The organism is Bartonella sp. DGB2, from assembly GCF_046843095.1.
Taxonomy (GTDB): domain Bacteria; phylum Pseudomonadota; class Alphaproteobacteria; order Rhizobiales; family Rhizobiaceae; genus Bartonella.
Genome location: NZ_CP177325.1, coordinates 832,524 through 850,000 on the forward strand (window position 1 = coordinate 832,524; position 17,477 = coordinate 850,000).

A 17,477-nucleotide genomic window follows, 5' to 3' on the forward strand; every position below is an offset into this window, starting at 1 on the left:
ATAATGGATCAGCTTCTTTTACCTTTTTATTTGCCTTTTATGGTGAAGGGTATGGTGATTACCATAAGTATAGCTTTGCCTATGGCACTTTTGTCGTGTTTTCTGATTTTAAAGGGTTGGTCTTTATTGGGCGATGCTATGTCGCACGCGATTTTTCCTGGGGTGGTTTTGGGCTATATGACGGTACCGCAGGTAATGGCGTTTGCAGTTTGGTTGGGTTGGGCGCCTTTATTAGCCGTGCCACAAATTGATATGACTATGGCTATGATGGCTCTTGGTGCTTTTGTTGCTAGCATGGTGTGCGCAATTTTGATCAGCTTTATAGGGGATCACAGTCGAGTGAAGCGTGATACGGTGATGGGTATTATCTTTTCCGCTATGTTTGGGTTGGGGCTTGTTTTGTCTAGCATGGTGCGAAGTGAATTGCATTTGATGCATATTTTGTTTGGTAACTTATTGGGGGTAAGTTGGACTGATATTGGCCAAACTATGGTGATTGCTGGAGTCATTTTTCTGTTTTTAGGGGTAAAATGGCGGGATTTTATGCTTTTTAGTTTTGATGAAATTCAGGCTAAAGCCGCGGGACTCCGAGTGCAGCTTTTGCATTATATCTTATTGATGATGATTGCTCTTGCTATTGTTGCGGCTTTGAAGGCGGTGGGGATTGTTTTATCTATCTCATTATTGATCGCTCCAGGAGCGATTGCTTATTTACTTACTAAACGCTTTTCTTCAATGTTGTGGGTTGCTTTTTCTGTAGCAGGCTTTGCCAGTGTGTTTGGAGTCTATATCAGTTTATTTTTAGGCTCTGATTCTGCTGCGACGGTGGTTTTAACTCTAGCGTCAATTTTTATAGCAGCGTTTTTTTGGACTAGTTATGCAGAAGTGCGCTTGATGCGTGACTCCAGCGGCGAGATTAAAGGCAAGCAGGAATACTAGTCCTATTTTTATTGGTGCATAACAGCTATGCATTTTTAAGCGTTGTAGTATGATTGGCGCTGCGCTAATTAAGAGTTGTCGAATAATTCCTCCTCCCAATTCGACAAATGAATGCAGCATTTCCTCCTCCTCCTATAGCTGCATTCGCAATTAAAGGCTGCGCTTTTAAGCGCAGCCTTTTTCTTATGCTCTCATTGTGTGAGACAATGGATACATAGGGGAATCCAAGAAGGCATCCGCTGATAAGAAGGTTTAACTCCGCCGCTACTGGGGGCAGAATATAGGGTTCAAAGATCACGATGCTGCTAGAAATAGATGGGGAAGTAGCTAAAAGGAAGGCGAAATGCCTGATCTTCGAAAAGGCAATCCAGTGGATACGCATAAGGGCGATGATAATAGTTAGAGGTGTATTGTTTGGAGGCTTTTAGTAGCCTATTAGCGTTTTGTACGGGGTTTTGGCTGGGCTGTCATAGGATTTTCTGGCCAGAAATGTTTGGGATAGCGGCTCCGCATATCGCGGCGCACATCCAACCATGAGCCACGCCAAAATCGTGGTAAATCTTGGGTTACTTGGATGGGGCGGTTGGCAGGTGAGAGTAGCTCTATGATGAGCGGTAGCCCCTGCACGCTTTTTTTTCCTTTGCCTTGTGCTAAGGTTGGGTGCTTATCCATTCCATAGAGATCTTGAGGGCGGATGGATAAAAGCGGCGGCGCTCCTTCTTTATATTGAAGTATAATACGCGCGCCACTGGGGGCATAAAAATACTTAGGCGCCCAATCTTCAAGGGCACTTTGTAGGGGGTAAGGTAGGAGGGAGAGCAATGCTTGGGAAAATCCCTCCCCTGCTAGGGGTACAAAGTTGGCTTGGCCCTCTAAAAAGGGCAAAAGCCATTGGTCGAGATGTGTAAGTAGGGCGTGATCATTAACGCTTGGCCAATCATTGCCATAGAAATGGTGTAGCCAATGGAGTCTTTGGCGAAGGCTTTTTGCCTCTTGATTCCATGGTAGGATCGTTAAACCATGGGTGTGAAGAGCGGTTAGTACAGCTTTTTCAGCGGCTTCGCCTTGGGGGACGGGGATATGGGCTTCATTTAGAGTGAGTGCGCCTAAATGGTGTTTTTCACTTGCTTTGAAGCGGCCTGTTTTGGGGTCAAAATTGATCTGAAGTGCTTTTTGGATATTTGCACTATGGTGGGCGATCACTTCTTCTTCGGTGATGGGTGCGGCTGCTAGGACACGGGCGTTTTCGGCCTTACCGCGAATTTCAGCAGCGACAATAAAAGTGTTATGAGCGAGGGTGATACTGGAATCAAGCCAGATGCGCCGACCGTTAATAAGTTGGAATTGACCGCTTTTTTCTGTGGCTTTGGCCAATCGATGGGGCCAAGCATAGAGTAAGAGCTTGCCAAGACTTACGCCTTTGGATTGGCCTCTTTTTACTTTATTTTCTAAGGCTTTGGCAAGTCTTGCGGCGAGGGCAAGGGCGGCCTGGGCGTGCGGGTATGAGCTTTTTTGGAAAGCACGTAAACGTTCTTCTAAATCGACGCTGGAGCCGCCAAGCCCTGGTTCTGCTAATAAGATCGCTAATTGCGCTGCTTTTATCTCCTCCCCTTCTTCTTTAGCTTTGATGAACATAGAGGCGAGACGGGGCGGAAGAGCCATAGTTCTGATCTGGCGGCCAAGGTTTGTGAGGCGGTGATTATTATCCAAAGCGCCGATTTCGTTTAAAAGAGCGCGCGCATGGTGAAGCGCTTTATGCGGTGGTGGGGTAATGAAGGGAAGATCTGTAATATTTGGTACCCCAAAGGCCGTTGCTTCTAAAACGAGACTGCTTAAGTCAGCTGATAAAATTTCTGGGGGTGTGAAGGCAGGGAGAGAGGGTGTTTGCTCTTTGTGCCAAAGGCGGATAGCTATGCCTGGGCTTTGTCGACCTGCCCGCCCCGCCCGTTGGTGAATAGAGGCTTGGCTAACTCTTTGGGTTTTGAGGATGGTCATACCAGAGGATGCTTCAAATTGGGCATAGCGGGCGAGTCCGCTATCAATCACAATTTTGACATCTTCAATGGTAAGAGATGTTTCGGCAATGGATGTGGATAGAACGATTTTACGAGTACCTAACGCTGGGGGTTTTATGGCTTCATCCTGCGCTTTTTGTTCCATCATCCCATATAGAGGGGCGACTATGATATGGGGGGGCAAATGGGGCGCTAGTAAAGTGGCGGTTCGTTTTATTTCTTTTTGCCCTGGCAAGAAGGCAAGAATACTTCCCTCGTAGGTAACTAAAGCATCGCGAATCGCCTTGGCCATAGCATTTTCAATGGAAAGATGTGGCGGGGGCGGCGTGTAGAGTATGTTGATGGGGAAGGAGCGACCCTCGCTTTCAATAAGGGGAGCATTCTGCATATGGTGAGAGATGTTCGTTCCATCAAGGGTAGCAGACATTACCACAAGCCGTAAGGTGGGGCGCAAAGCTGTTTGTACTTCGAGGGCAAGGGCGAGTCCAAAATCGGCATCAAGACTACGTTCATGAAATTCATCGAATAGAACTGCATCAATGCCGTTTAGTTCAGGATCGTCAACGATAAGGCGGCTAAAAATTCCTTCAGTTATTACAAGGATTTGACTTGTTTTACTATAGCAGGAATCAAAGCGCATTTGATAGCCAACGGTTTTTCCTACTGACTCATCTAGCAAAGCGGCGAGGCGCTGAGCAGCGGCACGGGCAGCTAAGCGTCTTGGTTCGAGCAGGAGAATTTTGCCACCTTTGCGCCATGAGGCGCTTAAAAGGGCGAGGGGTGTGAGGGTGGTTTTCCCGGCACCAGGGGGTGCGATAAGAACGGCGGCGTTTTGCGTTTCAAGGGTACTAAGAAGGCGAGGAAGAACTTGGTTAATGGGCAGAGACATTACGGGCATAGGTGGGATTTGGTTCATGTCTTTTTATTAATAAATAAAGCGTTGAGTGGCAGGAGAGATCAAGCTATCGTTTTATCATCTATTTTAGATATGTAGCATAGATTAAGGAGGAGAGAGAATGTTGACTGCTGATTATCAAAAAACTATGGATTATTTGCCCTGCCCATGAGCAACATATGTTACCCTCTAGCCAAGAGGAATACAAGGGAAGTGTGTTATTATTAATCCCCGCTTGGAGTCCTCTGGATGGGGGCTGTGACCAATCGTCGCATGGCTTCGGTTGTCGCATTGGCTGCTGATTATTTAGCATCCTCTACAGCGTGTAAGCTCACGATTATTGGGGCGGGGGAGATCGCGCAGCTTTTAGCTGATGCTTTGAACAGTTATACGACCTTTGACGCGAGTGACGATTTGGAATCGGTGCTATGCGCATGCTTGCGTTTTGGCGCAAAGCTTGTCAGATCGGCCTTATAGAGCAGAAGCGGTGGTGGATCTGAATATGGCTTTGCAAGATGCGGATATTGTAAGTGCTGTGACCCTTTCGCATGTCCCACTTATTGAGCGGTGTTGGTTGAAACCTAGCGCCATGTGGATTTGATTGATGCTTTTATCATGGAGTCGTGACTTTATATTGATACGCAGGAGGTAGTTGATTTGGTTCAACTGCTTTCGCGGAGCTTGATTGATAAGACGGGCGATCCGTGAAACGCTTGCTCAATTGGTACGTTGGGGCAAGCCGCTCGGGCATGATATTAAAGACGTTATAGTTTTCAAGACTGCAGGTACAGCGCGCGCTGGTTTGACGGCTGCTATTTTGGCTTACGAGGCTTTAGTTGAGAAGGTATCGCATGTTGAGGCGAGGTAAACTAGTTTCTTGAGTTTTATTAAACTTTACGCACTGCACCTTTTGCCGCTGAAGTGGCGAGAGCGGCATAGGCTTTTAAGGCTTGTGAAACCTTACGCATGCGTGCTTCCTGTGGCTGGAAGGCGTTTGTTCCTTTGGCAGCCATCTGCGCCGCACGGGCAGCGATAACTTCCGCTCTTATGGCAAGGTGAAGACGGCGGTTGGGGATGTCAATTTCGATTATGTCTCCTTCTTCAACAAGGGCTATAGCCCCCCCTTCTGCTGCTTCAGGAGAAATATGTCCAATTGAGAGGCCAGAAGAGCCGCCAGAAAATCGTCCATCGGTAATGAGGGCGCATGTTTTCCCAAGACCTTTGGATTTTAGGTAGCTGGTTGGATAGAGCATTTCTTGCATGCCGGGGCCGCCGCGCGGCCCTTCATAGCGGATGAGGACGACATCGCCTGCTTTGATTTGATTATTCAAGATAGCACGTACAGCGCTTTCTTGGCTTTCGAAAATACGGGCGGGGCCAGAAAATTTTAAGATTGATTCGTCAACGCCAGCGGTTTTAACGATGCAGCCATCCAGCGCTAAATTACCATAAAGTACAGCTAGCCCCCCGTCTTGAGAATAAGCGTGGGAGGAAGAGCGAATTACACCTGTCTCGCGATCAAGGTCGAGGCTAGGGTAGTATTTATCTTGGCTAAAGGCGGTTTGGGTAGGAATACCCGCCGGAGCAGCGCGATAGAATTTATGAACATTCTTATCATCGCTTTGCCGAATATCCCAACGGGCAAGGGCTTGGGCAAGGCTCGTGCTATGAACAGTATGGGTGGTAGTATCAATAAGCCCTGCTCGTGCTAATTCCCCAAGGATGGCCATTATACCACCCGCGCGGTGGACATCTTCCATGTGGACGGTAGAGAGAGCCGGGGCTACTTTGCATAAAACCGGCACACGTCGCGAAAGTTGATCAATGGTTGCCATGGTAAAGTCAACTTCGCCTTCATGCGCCGCGGCTAAAAGATGTAAAACCGTATTGGTAGATCCCCCCATAGCAATGTCAAGGGTCATGGCATTGGTGAAAGCTTGATAGGTTGCAATGGCACGCGGTAAAACGCTTTCATCGTCGCTTTCATAATAGCGCTTAGCTAAATGGACGATACGCCGCCCTGCTTCTTCAAAGAGGCCGCGGCGTTTAGTGTGGGTGGCTAGCAAAGAACCATTGCCAGGTAAAGCAAGTCCTAATGCTTCAGTAAGACAATTCATGGAATTGGCGGTGAACATGCCCGAACATGAACCACAGGTAGGGCAGGCTGCGCGTTCTAAGGCTTGGATTTCTTCATCTTGATTATGTTCATCAGCGGCAGCCACCATGGCATCAACAAGGTCAACGGCGGTGTCTTGGCCTTTCCAGTGAATTTTTCCTGCTTCCATAGGGCCACCAGAGACAAAAATGGTGGGGATGTTTAGGCGTAAGGCCGCCATAAGCATGCCCGGGGTGATTTTGTCGCAATTGGAGATGCAAACTAAAGCATCAGCGCAATGGGCATTGATCATATATTCCACCGAATCGGCGATAAGCTCTCGTGAGGGTAAGGAATAAAGCATGCCATCATGCCCCATGGCGATGCCATCATCTACCGCGATGGTATTAAACTCTTTCGCTACACCACCAGCTTTTTCTACTTCGCGGGCAACCAATTGTCCTAGATCTTTGAGATGAACATGGCCAGGCACGAATTGGGTGAAAGAATTGGCAATGGCGATAATCGGTTTACCGAAATCATCGTCCTGCATACCGGTGGCTCGCCACAAGCTACGCGCTCCCGCCATATTACGTCCATGGGTAGAGGTACGAGAGCGGTAGGGAGGCATGACAATTTCCTTAATGAATTTTTGCCTATTGTGTCGTACATTTGTTGCAAATGCAAGAATCGATTAAGGTGGAGGTAAAAGTGTCATATCTAAGTAATTAGGAAAAATAAAATATGGTGGAGCTAAGCGGGATCGAACCGCTGACCTCTTGCATGCCATGCAAGCGCTCTCCCAGCTGAGCTATAGCCCCATGAAGGAGAATTAGATAGGCTTTTCCTTAAAGCTATCATTGGGGAAGATCAAGAGGGAAATTATATTTTTACAAAATTTCCCTCATTCTCCTATGGCTTGAAATCAGCTTTCATCGTCATCGGAGACGGCTCCGCCACCTAAGATATCGCTTACATCCTCATCGTCTTCATCATCATGAGGAAGGAATGTATCATCATCATCAAGGACGACATCATCATCAAGATCAGGAATGACATCTTCAGTTTTATTTTCATCTTCAGCATCTTCAAGGGAAATAAAACTTGGCTTTTCGAGCACAGCATCTAGTTCTTCAGTTTCAATTTCTTCATCTCCGCTACCAGCTTCGGCGGCTGTGGCTTCAAAATAAGAGCGAGGGTAGGAGATGCCCGTATAGGGCGAAATGATAGGATCACGATTGAGATCGTAGAACTTTTTCCCCGTTTCTGGGTCGACGCGTTTGGTTCCGAGTTGTTGCTTTGCCATGGACCGAGCCTCTTTGGTTGGCTATGGTTTGTATGAAATATGTTTTCGTTAAGCAAAAATCGAGTCTTTGTCAAAGATAAAGCATGAAAAAAAGTGGTTTTTCCGTGGTATGATGGTAATTTTATGCTATAGAAATTGTATTTTTAAGGCGCTCGTTAATTCTGGAGAGACATTGTGCCGGCTTTGACCGCTTATCAATCATACAAACTTCGGGGCACTGTGCGTGTGCCTGGTGATAAATCAATTTCGCATCGTTGTTTTATTTTGGGTGGCGTTGCTAGTGGTGAGACGCGTGTGCGAGGCCTTTTAGAGGGCGCGGATGTTTTGCATACGGGTCGTGCGATGCAAGCTTTAGGTGCTTCTATCTATAAAGAGGGTGACGAATGGGTGGTTAACGGCACAGGTAATGGTTGTTTACTTGCGCCTGATAACCCTTTGGATTTCGGCAATGCGGGCACAGGAGCACGTTTGGTCATGGGTCTAGTGGGCTCTTATGCTATGACTACGCATTTTTGTGGTGATAAGTCTCTTTCAAAGCGTCCCATGGGACGGGTGTTAGACCCTTTGCGGGCAATGGGTGTAGTGGTAGAAGCCAGCGCGGGGGAGCGTTTGCCTCTTAGTCTTTGTGGGCCGCGGGTGGCGCATCCTATTGTATATCGTCTGCCTATGGCTTCAGCGCAAGTAAAATCAGCAGTGCTTTTCGCGGGTCTTAATTGTCCTGGTATGACAACAGTCCTGGAAACTGTTCCCTCGCGCGATCATAGCGAAAAAATGCTTTTGAGTTTTGGTGCTAAGCTTGAGCTTGAAGAAGCGGAAACTGGCGCGCGTGCTATTCACCTTACTGGCCAAACAGAGCTCTATGGGCAAGTAATTGAAGTGCCCGGAGATCCATCTTCAGCAGCTTTTTTAATGGTTGCAGCGCTGATCATTGAGGGATCAGATGTGGTGATTGAAAATGTTTTGCTCAATCCTACTCGTATTGGTTTGATTATAACTTTGGAAGAAATGGGCGGTCAGATTGTAATTTTGAACAAGCGGCAAAGCGGTGGCGAGGTGGTGGGCGATGTGCGTGTTAGGCATTCAAGTCTGAAGGGAGTAAGAGTGCCTCAAGAGCGTGCCCCATCGATGATCGATGAGTATCCGATTTTGGCTGTGGCTGCGGCTTTTGCCGAGGGAAAAACGGTGATGGCTGGTCTTGGTGAATTGCGAGTAAAGGAATCTGATCGATTAAGTACTATGGTAGCGGGTTTGCAAGCGAATCATATTGATTGCCAAGGGGATGAGGATTCACTTACCGTTTATGGACGCCCCGATGGTAAGGGATTTGGTGGTAGTTTAGTGGCAACTCATATGGATCACCGGATTGCGATGAGTTTTTTGACCTTAGGCCTTGCAACGCCTTTACCTGTTTCGATTGATGATGATTCTATGATTGGTACAAGTTTTCCAGATTTCAAGGATTTGATGACCGGTTTGGGAGGGCGGATTGAATGCCCAATTTTGTGATTGCTGTTGATGGGCCTGCCGCCTCTGGTAAGGGCACTTTAGCGCGGCGGCTGGCTCTCCATTATCATTTACCGTATTTGGATACGGGTTTGATGTATCGTGCCGTAGCCCTTTCGCTCTTAGAGAAAAAATTACCGCTTGATGATGAAGACATAGTAAGTCGTTTCGCACAATCTCTTGATTTCGAAAGGCTGGATCGTAGAGTTTTATCGGAACATTTTATTGGTGAAGTAAGCTCAAAAATTGCTGTAATGGGCGGATTACGAGCCATTTTGGTGGAAAAACAGCGCGCTTTCGCTAGTCGAACACCGGGCGCAGTGTTAGATGGTCGCGATATTGGAACAGTTGTGTGTCCCCACGCCCAAGTGAAGCTTTATATTGATGCTGAAAGCGCAGTTCGAGCGCGTCGCCGCTATGACGAGATTATTTCTAAAGGTGGCTTGGCCAGTTATGAGCAGGTTTTGGCGGATATTGAACGGCGGGATGCACGTGATAAAGGCCGACTAGAAGGAGCATTGCGGTTAGCTAAAAATGCCCACTTGCTTGATACGACAAAATTGTCTATAGAAACAACATTTTTAACCGCTTGCGCGTTAATTGATCCTGTATTTAAAATGAGGATTAAAGTAGTTGAGCAGAGTGGTTCAGAGTAATCCAAGCCTATTTGAGGGTGCTCCATGCAGTTCAGCTTAGCCTAATTTTTCCGTTTATTCTATATAAAAGGATATGAGAGCGAAGTTATGACAGGATCAGGCTCGTTGGGTACTAGGATCTATACTATCCTATGGGAGCCTCCCATAGCGGTAAGATTGAGTTAAACCTTTGAGAAAGAGCGATTGAGCGCCACTATGGCTTTTTCTTTCATTCACACTAACCGGCGCACGTGCCTTTTGGCATATGAGGAGTTTTTATGTCTCAATATAATCCCACCACGGCTGACTTTGAAGCTTTATTGGTTGAATCATTTCAATCAAATGATTTGACGGAAGGTTCCGTGGTTAAAGGCCGTATCGTAGCTATTGAAAAAGATATGGCGATTATTGATGCGGGTTTGAAGGTTGAAGGGCGGATTCCCCTTAAAGAATTTGGCGCAAAGGGCAAAGATGGCTCCTTGAAGCTAGGCGATGAGGTTGAAGTCTACGTTGAACGTATTGAAAATGCGATGGGTGAAGCTGTTCTTTCCCGTGAGAAAGCGCGTCGCGAAGAAAGCTGGTTGCGTTTAGAAGAAAAATTCAACGCCAATGAGCGCGTTGATGGGGTGATCTTTAGCCAAGTAAAAGGCGGTTTTACTGTGGATCTTGATGGGGCTGTGGCCTTTTTGCCACGTAGTCAAGTGGATATTCGCCCTATCCGTGATGTTACGCCTTTGATGCATAACTCACAACCTTTTGAAATTTTGAAAATGGATCGTCGTCGCGGCAATATTGTTGTTTCGCGCCGGACTGTCCTAGAAGAAAGCCGTGCGGAGCAACGTTCTGAAATTGTACAAAACCTTGAAGAGAATCAAGTAGTCGAAGGGGTTGTCAAAAACATTACCGATTATGGTGCTTTTGTTGATTTAGGTGGCATTGACGGCTTGCTACATGTTACCGATATGGCATGGCGCCGGGTAACTCACCCGTCGGAAATTTTGACAGTTGGTCAAACAGTGAAGGTACAAATTATCCGTATCAACCAAGATACGCATCGTATTTCGCTGGGGATGAAGCAGCTTGAAAATGATCCATGGGATGGAATTAGTGCAAAATATCCTATTGGCAAAAAAATCACTGGTGCCGTTACTAATATCACAGACTATGGCGGCTTTGTGGAAATTGAGCCTGGGATTGAGGGTTTGATCCATGTTTCCGAAATGAGTTGGACTAAGAAAAACGTTCACCCAGGAAAATTGCTCTCCACCTCGCAGGAAGTAGAAGTGGTGGTGTTGGAGGTTGATCCTTCTAAACGCCGTATCTCTTTGGGCTTGAAGCAAACGCTTGAAAACCCATGGGTCGCTTTCGCTGAAAAATTCCCTGTCAATTCACAAATTGAAGGCGAAGTGAAGAATAAAACCGAGTTTGGTTTGTTCATCGGCCTTGAAGGGGATGTGGATGGGATGGTGCATCTTTCCGATCTGGATTGGAACCGTCCTGGTGAGCAAGTGATTGAAGAATATAATAAAGGCGATGTCGTTAAAGCTGTGGTACTTGATGTTGATATAGAAAAAGAGCGTATCTCATTGGGTATTAAGCAGTTGGTTGGCGATAAGGTAGGCCTTGCAGCTACTTCTGGTGATTTGCGTAAGGGCGCTGTGGTGACTGCTGACGTAATAGCTGTACATGACAATGGCGTTGATGTTCGCTTGGTTGATCATGATCTAGAAACTACGATTCGCCGTAGCGACTTAGCGCGTGATCGCGATGAACAACGCCCAGAGCGCTTTAGTATTGGTCAAAAGGTGGATGCGCGAATTCTTTCTTTTGACAAAAAAAGCCGGAAACTATTAATTTCAATTAAAGCTCTTGAAATTGCTGAGGAAAAAGAAGCTGTAGCGCAATATGGATCGGCTGATTCTGGCGTTTCCTTAGGTGATATTTTAGGTGCAGCTTTGAAAAAGCAAGGGTAAGCTTTCGGGCTTTTATCTTTAATAGAAAATCGCCGCGAAAGCGGCGATTTTTATTTCCCCATTATTGATCAAAAGAATTAGTCTTCTTAAGAGTTTGAGCTAAGACGAGCGATGAGGGTGTTGGTTTGATAATTATAGATAAGGATTTCAGTTTTGCCTTTTTCGTTGACGACTTCAAGAGAAAGGTAAGATCCTGATAGGCTTTGTGAGATAAGTTTTTCGCCTGTTTTAAGCGGAAGCATATATTGGCTTGGTGCTAGCAGCTCGCTTTTGTGGGGCGTAGGGGTCATGATTTTATATATCACTGCTGCGAGTACGATTAAAATAAGCAATATAGTGATGGCGAGTGAAAGAAGCATGAGGCGCATGAGCTTGCGGCGTACACGCTCAACTGCTGGGTCGAGGGGTTGTTCGCTATCTTTTTCCTGGATGATATGGTTTTGCACGTTTTTCCCTTGTCTATAATTACTGTTCCCTATTTTTGAAAGTTTAATGATGTCTAAGTCAAGGAATAAATGTGGGTGAAGTGGCCGCAAGCGTTTCAACGCGTACAAAAAGGTCGCCTTGTTTATTTATGCGCCAGATAAGAGCGTTGTTTTTATTGAGGTTTGTTGGCTTTATTTTAACGCAGGTGCCAAACATTTGCGGGGCTTGGAGTGGGGTATGCAAAAGCGCTGGCTTCAGGTTTTCTTCACAATTTTTTTCATTTTGGTATAGGGCGACGTTACGGGTTTGAGGCGTGCAGGCGGCAAAATCATCGCTGCATGCAATTAGGAACATAATTGCTAAAAAGTTGCCCATAGTGAGCCCCCATTGTTTTTAAGTTATTGTGAACAATGATATAATGAGATAGGGGAGCTTTTGTTCCGGTTTATTTATTAAGATAAACTATATGGATTGATGGATATCAAAATGTTTATCAGGCAGCGAGAGGCGGTAGCATACCCCTCTGGGGGTAAATTCAAGGTGCGCTTCGCCGTTGACGGCAAGAGGAACAATTTTTTCTAAGAGAACACTACCAAAACAAGCTTTATTATCTCGGAAGTTATTACTGAAGCCGTCAAAATCCTCTTGCCAATGGATAGCAAGTTTTGTACCTGTTTCTTCCTCTGCAGAATTAAGATGGAGTGGATGGATTTGGCTTGTGAGGGTAACCACGCCATATTTTTGACCCAAGGCTCCATAGCTGAGTGAGTTTATGATTAATTCATGCAATGCTAGGCCGATATGAAGGGCGGCACCAGGGAAGAGATAAGCATTATCGCCGCATACTCGGAAGCGTTTAATTTGGTGAGTTAGATAGTTACTGGCTTGAGAAAAGACAAGGTCTTTGAATTGCGCACCACGCCAGTCAGAATCTGTGACTAAGTCTTGCGAATTTGACATAGATTGGACGCGGCCTTGGAACTTTCGTAAAAAGCTTTGGACAGATTCTGTATGGCGCGCTGTTTGGGTGGCGATGCTTTGAATGATCGCGAGGAGGTTTTTTGATCGGTGGCTTACTTCGCGTAGAAGAATTTTTAGCATTTGCTCGCGGCGACGTAAGTGCGATACATCGACCCCCGTAGTAATAACGCCGATGATTTCTCCTTTTGGGCTGCGATGACAGTCTATGGAAAATTTATACCATGTAACCTGTTGGCTTGGGCTTTCGAATCGGACTTCCATAGTTTGGGTAACGCCGCTTTCTAGGACTTGTAACTTTATGGTTTCCATGCGGTCGGCAAGTTCAATAGAGAGGAAGTCGCTATCACGGCAACCAACATGCCAATGGCGGTGTAAACTTTCAGGTAAGTTTTCCGCCCAATGATAGATGAGGTTAGGTGTTTGGTAAAGGACGCAAATCCGAGCGCCTCGGATAGCTTGCAATAAGGCGCTCAGATGTGAGGTATCAGCAGATGTGATTGAGATAGCCATATCACTCTTATGCCGGATTAGGCTGCTTTAGAGGCATTCTCTTGAAAAAAGAGCGCCTGTGAGATTAATGCTTTTAGCATATCAGGATTAAAGGGCTTGGTGACCAAAAAAGTGGGTTCAGGCCGCTCACCTGTGAGCAAGCGCTCGGGAAAAGCTGTGAGAAAGATTACGGGAATGTGATGGCTTTTTAGAATATCATTGACGGCATCAATCCCTGAGCTATTATCAGCGAGTTGAATATCGGCTAAAATCATGCCAGCGTTCTTTTGTTGATAAAGAGCATTGGCTTCTTTACGGGTACGGGCGATGCCCACCACTTGGTGACCAAGGCTTTCGACCATTTGTTCGAGGTCCATCGCGATGAGGGGCTCATCTTCAATGATAAGGATATTAGTAGATACTTGGGCTGAAATGTCCTTTGAGGCCTCATTGAGAAGATCGCGGAATTTTTCCATATCAGTACGTAAAACTTCTACAGCTTCATTTTCGCGAAAGTCTTCAACGGCAATTAACAAGAAGGCTTGTCTCGCCTTGGGGGAGAGATAAGATAATTTTGCGCTAGCTTTTTGCTCGAGGCCAAATTGAGGCAAGGGTTCGGCAGTTAGAAGATTCGTTTGGTCAAACAGCCGGCAAAAAAGTTGATAAATACTGATTCGGTCATTGGATGCTTTTGGAAAAATAGAAATATCGGTGATTAAAGCTTCCAGCATAGCCGAAACATAAGCATCGCCTGATATTTGTGATCCTGTTATGGCCCGAGCAAAACGCCGTAAATAGGGGAGGTGTGGCGCTATACGCGTGGATAATGGCATATTCTTACTCCTTCTGCCCCGGAAAGTGCATTTCCGTTTAAACGCTTCTGGGATAAAAAAGTTCCCATACGCGCTGGAACTTTTTCCCCTTAGTCTTATCTTATACAGTTGATGTGTTAAGTTTATCCTACCATAGGTTGTATTTATGGTTGGCAGTAAGGGGCATAGGGATGGCAAAAGACCGTGAGGAGCAGGAGCTTGGTGAAGATATAATCCAAGATCTGTTTGGGCCACAAAGTGAGATTGCTGAGAAATTGAAGCAATTTTATACGGGGATTCAAGAGGAGGAGATTCCTGAACGGTTTCTAGATCTTTTAGAGAAGCTGGATCAAGCCGAAGAGGCAGCTGAAGAATCGTCAAAAGAGGGCTCCTAGTGTTATGGATAGGCCCGCTAATCACTTTAAACGTGACCTTTTGGCTATTTTGCCCGCTTTACGCGCCTTTGCTGTGTCGTTGAGTGGGAAGCAGGATCGAGCAGATGATCTTGTGCAAGATACGATTATGAAGGCTTGGGAAAAGCAGGCAAGTTTTGCTTTAGGTACCAATATGAAAGCATGGCTCTTTACTATTTTGCGCAATGAATTTTACAGTCAGATGCGAAAAAGGGGGCGTGAAATTCAAGATAGCGATGGGGTTTTTACGGAAAATATGGCGATCCACCCTGCACAGCATGGACGTTTAGATTTGCAAGATTTCAAAAAAGCTCTTGATGTTTTGCCTCCTGATCAAAGAGAGGCGATTATTTTGATTGGAGCATCCGGTTTTTCTTATGAAGATGCGGCAAAAATTTGTGGTTGTGCGGTAGGTACTATCAAAAGCCGTGTGAGTCGCGCTCGGGGTCGCTTGCAAGAAATATTAGGTGTCAACGGCCAGGCTGATTATGGGCCTGATATTCATGCAGTTAGCGCGATTGGCCGCTCATTTAGTCCGTAATATATGATTTGAGTGGAGGACGCTTTGCTTTTTTTCCTATCGCGTTACGTATTCGACCATTCCTCTTTTCTTGTTTCAGATATATTTTGTGGAATTTTGGCTTATTGATGAGTGATGTAAGAGATAACGTGTCAACTGCACTCGAAAAAACTGCTGTCAGCGCGCCTAGGCGGCGGGCTACGATCTTCGTATCGCTCTTGATGGTGCTCTTGGCTACTTTGTGTATTGTCTTGCTATCCAATGCTGCAGACCGTGAAGTGGCTCGTTTAGCAACGAGTTCACAATTGCGTGAACAGTCAGATCTGGTGCTTGTGCATTTGATTGAAATGGCAGCAGCAGAGCGATCCTATAGTATTTACAACCGGTCTGAAGACCAACAGCGTTTTGATAAGGCTAGTGAGGGATTTGAGAATGCTTTGGCTTATTTAAATCTTATTGTGCACACGCAGCCGCAATGGCAGAGTTGGTTCAATGAATTGAAAAGCGATGTAGAAGCACGTAGCAAGGCTTTACATGCGCGCATGGCGGCTTTGGGGGATAGAAGCCATGCCCCGCTTATTTTTCCTAATAGTGTTCCCGCCAGCATTGAACGGCTTGGCAAATTACTGGGCGCTTTAGTGCATGGTGATGATAAGGCAAGGAGAAAGCATCGTGAGGAGATTGCCCTTTTACGGGCAGCGCTTACCATTGCGGCGATTATTGCGGTAGTAAGTATTTTTGTTTTGACGTATTTAATGATTCAACGTTTTCGTCGCGATATTGTAAAGCTAAAAACTTATCAAATGTTGTTGCATAGCGAAAACGCTGCTTTAGAAGAGCGGGTGCGAGAACGTACTTATGAAGTAGAAAAAGCGCGTCAGCATGCTGAAAAGGAGCGGCGGCGTGTTGAGCTTTTGTTGCAGGACGCAAGCCATAGAATCGGCAACTCTTTGGCTACAGTCTCATCCTTGTTGGGATTACAATTACAGCGCAGCCAAAATCTTGAAGTGCGTAGCGCGTTGCAGGCGGCACGCGATCGGATTCAAACTATTTCTACCGCTCATCGACGTTTACGGCTAAGCGATGATATGGAAACCACTCTGGTAGATGAATTTTTGCAAGCCGTTGTGGATGATGTCAAATCGGCGTTTTCAGCTCATTTACGAGCGCGTATCCATATTGAAACCGAGTTCCATCCGTGTCAGCTCTCTTCGAGAGATGCAACGACTTTAGGTATTATTTTAGGTGAGCTTTTAACTAATGCTATCAAACACGCGTTTCCGAATCAACGGCGCGGTTGGGTACGGCTTTTTTTCGGCCCGCAGGATGATGGCAGTTTAGCTTTGATTGTGGAAGATAATGGCGTCGGAATTACCTCTAAGGCTACCGAAGATATTGGGTCTGCTGCGACTGTTGGGCTTGGAAGTCTAGTTGTTCAACAATTATGTATGCAATTTGGAGCGCGCGTTCTTTTTGAAAAAAGTACCGCGGGTGGAGCTAAAGTAGTAATACCACTGCCAAAGCTTAATGAAGGCAGGTAAACATCGTTTTTAAAGAATTTATACTTTTTACTCTATGGTAGAGCTATGTGCAAAGGCAAACTTTTGGTTTGTATGTTCATTAAGTAAGTTGTTGATTTGGTTTCGCGCCTGAAGAAATTCTTCGAGATCTTGGCCTTTTAATGCTTTATTGTCGGGAAGGCGGATACGCATAGGATCAACTTTCGTGCCATTGACGATTATTTCAAAATGGCAGTGCGGGCCAGAAGAAAGCCCAGTAGAACCTACATAACCGATTACTTGTCCCTGATGCACATGAACGCCAGGTTTGATATTGGCAGCAAAGCCATTTTGGTGGGAATAAGAGGTTATATAACCATTGGCATGTTGGATTTCTGTGTGGTTTCCATAACCTCGCATATAGCCAACTTTAATAATAACTCCATCTCCTGCAGCGACAATGGGGGAGCCGCGGGGGGCGGCCCAGTCAACCCCTGTATGCATACGTACATAGCCTAGAATAGGGTGGTGACGCGGTCCAAAGGGGGAGCGGAAGATACCATTTGGCACGGGTTTTCTCAGGAGAAATTGCTTAGAACTGCGGCCTTGAGCGTTGTAATAGTCAACATCGCCATCGGTGTTTTGGAAACTATAATAAATATGTGGTGTACCGTTAAAAACGGCTTTAATATAGCGGAGTTCAGGAGGCGTATTACTATCCTTTTGGGGGACAGCGTAGAAAATTTCTAATAGATCATTGGGCGAAGCGTGGCTTTTTAAATCTACATCAGTGGCCAATATTTTGATCAACTGTGTGGCGGTGCTTTCAGGTAGCTTGTAGCTTAATATAGATTGATAAATAGCGTCGTAAACGGTGGGAAGATTATTACTATCAATGTGAGAAAACGGCAGGCTACCAGAGAAAGTCTTTTTCAGGGTATCGGTCATTTCTGGTTCGCTACTTTTAATAAAGCGA

The 17,477-nt window shown here is 45.9% G+C and carries 18 protein-coding genes and 1 tRNA gene (1 of these 19 only partly in view); 10 read left to right on the plus strand and 9 right to left on the minus strand.

Annotated features, from left to right (window positions below):
* On the plus strand, positions 1 to 939 hold the full coding sequence (locus ACK28X_RS04625; protein WP_412058289.1) for a metal ABC transporter permease: 939 nt from the start codon (positions 1 to 3) through the stop codon (positions 937 to 939).
* 435 nt (positions 940 to 1,374) lie between these two features.
* On the opposite strand, the gene hrpB is transcribed toward ACK28X_RS04625, so the two are convergent.
* Positions 1,375 to 3,870, minus strand: a complete 2,496-nt coding sequence (gene hrpB / locus ACK28X_RS04630; protein WP_412057287.1) for an ATP-dependent helicase HrpB — start codon at positions 3,868 to 3,870, stop codon at positions 1,375 to 1,377.
* Between the two features lie 228 nt (positions 3,871 to 4,098).
* Between hrpB and ACK28X_RS04635 the strand changes: the two genes are divergently transcribed.
* From ACK28X_RS04635 to ACK28X_RS04645, 3 genes are all read left to right on the plus strand, one after another.
* Positions 4,099 to 4,326, plus strand: coding sequence for a hypothetical protein (locus ACK28X_RS04635; RefSeq protein WP_412057288.1), 228 nt, complete (start codon positions 4,099 to 4,101; stop codon positions 4,324 to 4,326).
* Complete coding sequence (locus tag ACK28X_RS04640; protein ID WP_412057289.1) at positions 4,307 to 4,450, plus strand: hypothetical protein; 144 nt, start codon at positions 4,307 to 4,309, stop codon at positions 4,448 to 4,450. The genes ACK28X_RS04635 and ACK28X_RS04640 overlap by 20 nt, the downstream gene beginning before the upstream one ends.
* Positions 4,451 to 4,534: 84 nt before the next feature.
* Positions 4,535 to 4,717: a hypothetical protein gene (locus tag ACK28X_RS04645; RefSeq protein WP_412057290.1), complete on the plus strand. Its 183-nt coding sequence runs from the start codon at positions 4,535 to 4,537 to the stop codon at positions 4,715 to 4,717.
* A 19-nt stretch (positions 4,718 to 4,736) separates the two neighbouring features.
* Here ACK28X_RS04645 and ilvD read toward each other — a convergent pair whose 3' ends face one another.
* From ilvD to ACK28X_RS04660, 3 genes are all read right to left on the minus strand, one after another.
* Positions 4,737 to 6,575: a dihydroxy-acid dehydratase gene (gene ilvD, locus ACK28X_RS04650; protein WP_412057291.1), complete on the minus strand. Its 1,839-nt coding sequence runs from the start codon at positions 6,573 to 6,575 to the stop codon at positions 4,737 to 4,739.
* A 114-nt stretch (positions 6,576 to 6,689) separates the two neighbouring features.
* Positions 6,690 to 6,765: transfer RNA gene (locus ACK28X_RS04655), tRNA-Ala, on the minus strand.
* Between the two features lie 104 nt (positions 6,766 to 6,869).
* Positions 6,870 to 7,250: a TIGR02300 family protein gene (locus tag ACK28X_RS04660; RefSeq protein WP_412057292.1), complete on the minus strand. Its 381-nt coding sequence runs from the start codon at positions 7,248 to 7,250 to the stop codon at positions 6,870 to 6,872.
* Between the two features lie 174 nt (positions 7,251 to 7,424).
* Between ACK28X_RS04660 and aroA the strand changes: the two genes are divergently transcribed.
* The 3 genes from aroA (at position 7,425) to rpsA (ending at position 11,361) form a co-directional block, all read left to right on the plus strand.
* Positions 7,425 to 8,756 carry a 3-phosphoshikimate 1-carboxyvinyltransferase gene (gene aroA, locus ACK28X_RS04665; protein WP_412057293.1) on the plus strand — a complete coding sequence of 444 codons (1,332 nt, stop codon included), beginning with the start codon at positions 7,425 to 7,427 and terminating at the stop codon, positions 8,754 to 8,756.
* A complete protein-coding gene (cmk, locus tag ACK28X_RS04670) occupies positions 8,741 to 9,409 on the plus strand; it encodes a (d)CMP kinase (protein WP_412057294.1) in 669 nt (222 codons plus the stop codon). Before aroA ends, cmk begins: the two co-directional genes overlap by 16 nt.
* A 257-nt stretch (positions 9,410 to 9,666) precedes the next feature.
* Positions 9,667 to 11,361, plus strand: a complete 1,695-nt coding sequence (gene rpsA / locus ACK28X_RS04675; protein ID WP_412057295.1) for a 30S ribosomal protein S1 — start codon at positions 9,667 to 9,669, stop codon at positions 11,359 to 11,361.
* A gap of 86 nt (positions 11,362 to 11,447) precedes the next feature.
* Here the strand turns inward: rpsA and ACK28X_RS04680 are convergent, their stop codons facing one another.
* The 4 genes from ACK28X_RS04680 to ACK28X_RS04695 all read right to left on the minus strand — a co-directional run bounded on the left by ACK28X_RS04680 (position 11,448) and on the right by ACK28X_RS04695 (position 14,090).
* Positions 11,448 to 11,807: a hypothetical protein gene (locus ACK28X_RS04680; RefSeq protein ID WP_412057296.1), complete on the minus strand. Its 360-nt coding sequence runs from the start codon at positions 11,805 to 11,807 to the stop codon at positions 11,448 to 11,450.
* A gap of 58 nt (positions 11,808 to 11,865) precedes the next feature.
* The gene (locus ACK28X_RS04685; RefSeq protein ID WP_412057297.1) at positions 11,866 to 12,162 is read right to left on the minus strand and encodes a hypothetical protein; all 297 of its coding nucleotides are present in this window, start codon (positions 12,160 to 12,162) and stop codon (positions 11,866 to 11,868) included.
* 87 nt (positions 12,163 to 12,249) lie between these two features.
* Positions 12,250 to 13,278: an HWE histidine kinase domain-containing protein gene (locus tag ACK28X_RS04690; RefSeq protein WP_412057298.1), complete on the minus strand. Its 1,029-nt coding sequence runs from the start codon at positions 13,276 to 13,278 to the stop codon at positions 12,250 to 12,252.
* Between the two features lie 17 nt (positions 13,279 to 13,295).
* The gene (locus tag ACK28X_RS04695; RefSeq protein WP_412057299.1) at positions 13,296 to 14,090 is read right to left on the minus strand and encodes a response regulator; all 795 of its coding nucleotides are present in this window, start codon (positions 14,088 to 14,090) and stop codon (positions 13,296 to 13,298) included.
* 170 nt (positions 14,091 to 14,260) lie between these two features.
* On the opposite strand from ACK28X_RS04695, the gene ACK28X_RS04700 reads away from it, so the two are divergent.
* From ACK28X_RS04700 to ACK28X_RS04710, 3 genes are all read left to right on the plus strand, one after another.
* Positions 14,261 to 14,464 carry a NepR family anti-sigma factor gene (locus tag ACK28X_RS04700; RefSeq protein WP_412057300.1) on the plus strand — a complete coding sequence of 68 codons (204 nt, stop codon included), beginning with the start codon at positions 14,261 to 14,263 and terminating at the stop codon, positions 14,462 to 14,464.
* A 4-nt stretch (positions 14,465 to 14,468) separates the two neighbouring features.
* Positions 14,469 to 15,023 (plus strand): RNA polymerase sigma factor, encoded by a 555-nt coding sequence (locus ACK28X_RS04705; protein ID WP_412057301.1) that lies wholly within the window; start codon positions 14,469 to 14,471, stop codon positions 15,021 to 15,023.
* A 128-nt stretch (positions 15,024 to 15,151) separates the two neighbouring features.
* On the plus strand, positions 15,152 to 16,543 hold the full coding sequence (locus ACK28X_RS04710) for a sensor histidine kinase (protein ID WP_412057302.1): 1,392 nt from the start codon (positions 15,152 to 15,154) through the stop codon (positions 16,541 to 16,543).
* Between the two features lie 27 nt (positions 16,544 to 16,570).
* Here the strand turns inward: ACK28X_RS04710 and ACK28X_RS04715 are convergent, their stop codons facing one another.
* Positions 16,571 to 17,477, minus strand: partial view of a M23 family metallopeptidase gene (locus tag ACK28X_RS04715; RefSeq protein WP_412057303.1) — the 3' portion only. 1,061 nt of this gene lie beyond the right edge of the window; the window shows 907 of its 1,968 coding nt (coding positions 1,062–1,968); its start codon lies off the right edge, out of view; the stop codon is at positions 16,571 to 16,573.